6 protein-coding genes are annotated in these 5,429 nt (G+C 71.3%); all 6 read left to right on the forward strand.

Going from position 1 to position 5,429, the window contains the following annotated elements:
• The first annotated feature begins 9 nt into the window (after positions 1 to 9).
• The 6 genes from GTW43_RS05435 (at position 10) to GTW43_RS05460 (ending at position 5,281) form a co-directional block, all read left to right on the forward strand.
• Positions 10 to 402: a DUF3037 domain-containing protein gene (locus GTW43_RS05435; RefSeq protein WP_161300473.1), complete on the forward strand. Its 393-nt coding sequence runs from the start codon at positions 10 to 12 to the stop codon at positions 400 to 402.
• A gap of 135 nt (positions 403 to 537) precedes the next feature.
• The gene (fabG, locus tag GTW43_RS05440; protein WP_161300474.1) at positions 538 to 1,299 is read left to right on the forward strand and encodes a 3-oxoacyl-ACP reductase FabG; all 762 of its coding nucleotides are present in this window, start codon (positions 538 to 540) and stop codon (positions 1,297 to 1,299) included.
• A gap of 17 nt (positions 1,300 to 1,316) precedes the next feature.
• Entirely contained in the window at positions 1,317 to 2,084 is a 768-nt protein-coding gene (locus GTW43_RS05445) for an SDR family oxidoreductase (protein WP_161300475.1), read from the forward strand.
• Positions 2,085 to 2,221: 137 nt separating this feature from the next.
• Positions 2,222 to 3,805: an ABC transporter substrate-binding protein gene (locus GTW43_RS05450; RefSeq protein ID WP_161300476.1), complete on the forward strand. Its 1,584-nt coding sequence runs from the start codon at positions 2,222 to 2,224 to the stop codon at positions 3,803 to 3,805.
• Between the two features lie 134 nt (positions 3,806 to 3,939).
• A complete protein-coding gene (locus GTW43_RS05455; protein WP_161300477.1) occupies positions 3,940 to 4,623 on the forward strand; it encodes a uracil-DNA glycosylase in 684 nt (227 codons plus the stop codon).
• A gap of 85 nt (positions 4,624 to 4,708) precedes the next feature.
• Positions 4,709 to 5,281, forward strand: a complete 573-nt coding sequence (locus GTW43_RS05460; protein ID WP_161300478.1) for a hypothetical protein — start codon at positions 4,709 to 4,711, stop codon at positions 5,279 to 5,281.
• Positions 5,282 to 5,429 lie beyond the last annotated feature (148 nt).

A 5,429-nucleotide genomic window follows, 5' to 3' on the forward strand; every position in this document is an offset into this window, starting at 1 on the left:
TGCAGGCCGATGAGCGAGCGCGACGTCCGTGACGTCTTCGAGTACGCGCTGCTGCGGGTGGTGCCCCGGATCGAACGGGGCGAGCAGATCAACGCCGGGGTGGTCGTCTACTGCCGGGCGAGGTCGTTCGTCGCCGCGCTCACCCACCTGGACGAGGCGCGGCTGCGCGCGCTCGACCCGGAGGCCGACGTGGCCGGGGTGCGCGCCGTCCTCGGCGCGATCGAGCGGCACTGCGCGGGCGGCGAGGGTGCGGGCCAGGCCGCCGACGACGACGCGGGACGCCGCTACCGCTGGCTGGTCGCACCCCGTTCGACGGTGGTGCAGCCGGGCCCCGTGCACACGGGTCTGACCACCGATCCGGCGGCGGAGGCCGAGCGGCTGCTCGACCTGCTGGTGCGCTGAGTGATCAGGGGCACGCGGTGGGTACGTTGACACCGCGTGCCAGGGCTTCTAGCGTCACCCGCACAGGGTACTAAGCGGTCGCTCACCCGCATCGGGGCGAAGCGGCCGCACTCTAGGGCGAGGAGACCGAAGAGCATGTCCACCACTGAGCAGCGCGTAGCGATCGTCACCGGAGCAGCGCGCGGCATCGGCGCCGCCACCGCGATCCGCCTGGCCGCCGAGGGCCGCGCCGTCGCCGTGATCGACCTCGACGAGGCCGCCTGCAAGGACACCGTCGAGCAGATCACCGCCGCCGGTGGCACGGCCCTCGCCGTCGGCTGCGACGTCTCCGACGAGGCGCAGGTCGAGGCCGCCGTCGCGCGCATCGCCGAGGAGCTCGGCGCCCCCACGATCCTCGTGAACAACGCGGGCGTGCTGCGGGACAACCTCCTGTTCAAGATGAGCGTGTCCGACTGGGACACGGTCATGAGCGTGCACCTGCGCGGCGCGTTCCTGATGTCGAAGGCCGTCCAGAAGCACATGGTGGACGCCAAGTTCGGCCGGATCGTCAACCTGTCGTCCTCGTCCGCGCTGGGCAACCGCGGCCAGGTCAACTACTCCGCAGCCAAGGCCGGTCTGCAGGGCTTCACCAAGACCCTCGCGATCGAGCTCGGCAAGTTCGGCGTCACCGCCAACGCCGTCGCCCCGGGCTTCATCGTCACCGAGATGACCAAGGCCACCGCCGAGCGCGTCGGCATGGGCTTCGAGGACTTCCAGGCGGCCGCCGCGACCCAGATCCCGGTGCAGCGCGTGGGCCGCCCCGACGACATCGCGAACGCCATCGCCTTCTTCACCGGCGAGGCGGCCGGCTTCGTCTCCGGCCAGGTCATGTACGTGGCCGGCGGCCCGCTCAACTGAACCCGGAGGCAACGGACATGAACACCACCGAACTCCCGCCCCTCTCGGGCAAGGTCGCCCTGATCACCGGCGCGAGCCGCGGCATCGGCTACGGCATCGCCGAGGCCCTCGTGGCCCGCGGCGACCGCGTCTGCATCACGGGCCGCGGAGAGGACGCCCTGAAGGCGGCCGTCGAGTCCCTCGGCGCCGACCGCGCGATGTACGTCGCGGGCAAGGCCCACGACGTGGCGCACCAGGCCGCCGCCGTCGAGCGCACCATGGAGGCCTTCGGCCGCGTCGACCACCTGGTGAACAACGCGGGCACCAACCCGGTCTTCGGCCCGATCGCCGACCTCGATCTGGACGTGGCCCGCAAGGTCTTCGAGACCAACGTGGTCTCGGCGCTCGGCTTCGCCCAGCAGACCTGGAAGGCCTGGCAGCGGGAGAACGGCGGCGCGATCGTGAACATCGCGTCCGTCGCCGGCGTCTCCGCCTCGCCGTTCATCGGCGCCTACGGCATCAGCAAGGCCGCCATGGTCAACCTGACGCTCCAGCTCGCCCACGAGTTCGCGCCGAAGGTGCGGGTCAACTCGATCGCCCCGGCCGTCGTGAAGACCAAGTTCGCCCAGGCCCTCTACGAGGGCCGGGAGGCCGAGGCCGCCGCGTCCTACCCGCTGGGCCGGCTCGGCGTGCCGGAGGACATCGGCGGCGCCGCGGCGTTCCTCACCTCGGCCCAGTCCGACTGGATCACCGGTCAGACGCTGGTCGTGGACGGCGGCATCTTCCTCAACGCCGGCGTCGGCTGAGCACGAATTAAAGGGCGTCGGCAGACAACGGCTGACAAACGTCCTCGCGGTCGAAGTGCCCCGTCGGATCAAGCGGTTGACCCGGCGGGGCACTGCGATATGGTCTGCCGACCCCTTGGCATGTCAGATCGAGGAGCGTGCGCGTGTTCAAACGGTTGCTTGCCCCACGCACGTTGGCGGCGACTGCGTCCCTCACCCTGCTCACCGGGTGCGGACTGATCGGTTCAGGCGGCTCCGAGGACGCGGAGCCGATCGTGGTCGGGACGACCAGCGCGCCCAGCACCCTCGATCCCGCGGCCTCCTGGGACGGCTCCTGGGAGCTGTACCGCAACGTCTACCAGACCCTCGTCGCCTTCCCCGCCGGTGCCGCCGAACCGCAGGCCGACGCCGCGGAGTGCGGCTTCGAAGGCGGTGGCAACCGCGAGTACCGGTGCACCCTGCGCGCGGACATGAAGTTCTCCGACGGCGACACCCTCGACGCGGCCGCCGTGAAGTACTCGATCGACCGTATCCGCAGGATCGGCGTGAAGGGCGGCCCCATGGGGCTGCTGGGCAGCCTCGACCGTGTCACCACCAAGGGCGACCGAGAGGTGACGTTTCACCTGAAGAAGGCGGACGCCACCTTCCCCTTCGTCCTCGCCACCCCGGCGATGTCGATCGTCGACCCGGGCGAGTACCCGGCGGACAAGATCCGCGACGACGGCGGGATCACCGGCTCCGGTCCGTACGCGCTCGACTCCTACCAGGACGGCGAGAAGGCCGAGCTGGTCAGGAACGAGCACTACGACGGCTTCGCCGACCGCAAGAACAGCGCGGTGACCATCCGCTACTTCGAGGACTCGGCCGAGATGGTGGCCGCCCTGAAGGACAAGAAGATCGACGCGACCTTCCGCGGGCTGGCCGCCTCCGACGTCGTCGACCTCCAGGCCAAGCACGGCTCCGAGGGACTCCAGCTCGTCGAGGGCGCGGGCACCGAGATCAGCTACCTGGTCTTCAACCCGAAGGACCGCTGGGCGGGCAAGCGGTCCGTGCGCCGGGCGATCGCGCAGGTGGTCGACCGAGGCGCCATCGCGCACAACGTCTACAAGGACACCGTCGAACCGCTGTACTCCATGGTCCCCAAGGGGCTCACCGGACACACGACCGACTTCTTCGACGACTTCGGGGAGCCCAGCGCAGACAAGGCCGCGGCGATCCTCCGCGAGGACGGCATCACCACGCCCGTCCCGCTGACCCTCTGGTACACCACGGACCGCTACGGCTCGGCGACCGCCCCCGAGTTCGAGGAGATCAAGAAGCAGCTGGAGGCGTCCGGGCTCTTCGACGTCACGCTCAAGAGCCGGCCCTGGAAGACGTACGAGGCGGGCTACCGCAAGGGCGAGTACCCGGTGTTCGGGCGCGGCTGGTTCCCCGACTTCCCCGACGCGGACAACTTCATCGCGCCCTTCGTGGGCAAGGAGAACGCGGTGAGCACGCCGTACGTCTCCCCGGAGATCACCGACCGGCTGCTGCCGCAGTCCCGCCAGGAGAGCGACCGGGGCGCCGTCGTCCGGCAGTTCGAACGGGCCCAGCAGATCATGGCGCAGGACGCGCGGCTGCTCCCGCTGTGGCAGGGCAAGCAGTTCATCGCGGCCAGCGACGAGATATCCGGCGGCGAGCGGGCCCTGGACCCGTCGACGATCATGATGATGTGGGAGCTGTCGCGCAAGACCAGCTGGTGAGCGGCGGCCGGAAGGCCCGCCCGCGACCGGCTGTCAGTGGGCGCGGGTAGGTTCTGGGGTGTAGTCGAACCGGCCGGGGCGTGGGTCTTTCTCACCCCGGCCGGGCAAGTGACCGTACCCCGGAGGTTGTTGACGTGACCGACACCGCGATGCTGCCCGAGTCCTGGCGCGGCGTCCTCGGCGAGGAGCTGCAGAAGCCCTACTTCAAGGAGCTCGCCGAGTTCGTCGAGGAGGAGCGCGCGAAGGGTCCCGTCTACCCGCCGCGCGACCAGGTCTTCGCCGCGCTCGAGGCCACGCCGTACGACCGGGTCAAGGTGCTCGTCCTCGGCCAGGACCCCTACCACGGCGAGGGGCAGGGCCACGGGCTGTGCTTCTCGGTGCGGCCCGGCGTGAGGACCCCGCCCTCCCTGCGGAACATCTACAAGGAGATGCAGGCCGAGCTGGGCACCACGATCCCGGACAACGGATATCTGATGCCGTGGGCCGAGCAGGGCGTCCTCCTGCTCAACGCGGTCCTGACGGTCCGTTCCGGCGAGGCCAACTCGCACAAGGGCAAGGGCTGGGAGAAGTTCACCGACGCCGTGATCCGCGCCGTGGTCGACCGCCCCGACCCCTGCGTCTTCGTCCTGTGGGGCAACTACGCGCAGAAGAAGCTCCCCCTCATCGACACGGAGCGGCACCTCGTCGTCAAGGGCGCCCACCCCTCGCCCCTGTCCGCGAAGAAGTTCTTCGGCTCGCAGCCGTTCACGCAGATCAACAAGGCGGTCGAGGCCCAGGGCCACGCCCCGATCGACTGGCAGATCCCCGATCTGGGCTGAGCCGTGCCTGCCGGGGATCGCGGCCGAGGGCGGTTAGCGTCGCGGGAGGCGTGGCGGCACGTCGGCGGCGAGCTTGGAGGAGCCAGTGGCACAGCAGCGTGAGCGGGCAGCGGACGACGCCATGATGACGCGCATCGGGCAGGTGGTCATGCTGGCGCACGCCGGGGACCGCGAGGAGGCGCGCGACCGCCTCCTCGGTCTCTGGGCCGAGGTCGGCGAGCACGGCGACCCGCTGCACCGCTGCACGCTCGCGCACTACATGGCCGACACCCAGGACGACCCCGGCGACGAGCTGGCCTGGGACCTGCGTGCGCTGTCCGCTGCGGACGCCCGCTCCGGCCACCCCCGCACCCCCGCGCACGAGACGTCCCCGGCGCTGCGCTCCCTGTACCCGTCGCTGCACCTCAATCTGGCGGCGGACTACGTGAAGCTGGGCCGGCCTGCCGCCGCCCGCAGCCATCTGGCCCGGGCCCGTGCGGCCGCGGGCACGCTCGGGGACGACGGATACGGGGACGGGGTGCGCGCCGCCCTGGCCCGGCTGGAGCAGCAGGTCGCGGCGCTGCCGCCGGACGGCGACGCCGAGCGCGACGGGGACGACGACGAGGGCGGCGGCCGCTCCGGCGGCGAGCCGCTGGGCCCGCCGCGGCGCGGGGCCTGACGGGGCGCGGGGCTTGAAGGGGCGGTCCGCTTCAGCCGCCGTAGACGTTCCGGCAGATCGCCGACTGCGGGCTGTCGGGGTCCCAGCCGCCGTAGCGCTTGCCCAGCGCGCACACGTCCGTCGGGGCCGGGGCCCTCGGGGCGGGCGG

Origin of the sequence: Streptomyces sp. SID5785 (assembly GCF_009870065.1) — a bacterium.
Taxonomy (GTDB): Bacteria; Actinomycetota; Actinomycetes; order Streptomycetales; family Streptomycetaceae; genus Streptomyces.

Excerpts from the sequence above, each read along its gene's own strand:
- GTW43_RS05445 (WP_161300475.1), top strand. The coding sequence starts at position 1,317 with ATGAACACCACCGAACTCCCGCCCCTCTCGGGCAAGGTCGCCCTGATC.
- fabG (WP_161300474.1), top strand. The coding sequence starts at position 538 with ATGTCCACCACTGAGCAGCGCGTAGCGATCGTCACCGGAGCAGCGCGC.
- GTW43_RS05435 (WP_161300473.1), top strand. The coding sequence starts at position 10 with ATGAGCGAGCGCGACGTCCGTGACGTCTTCGAGTACGCGCTGCTGCGG.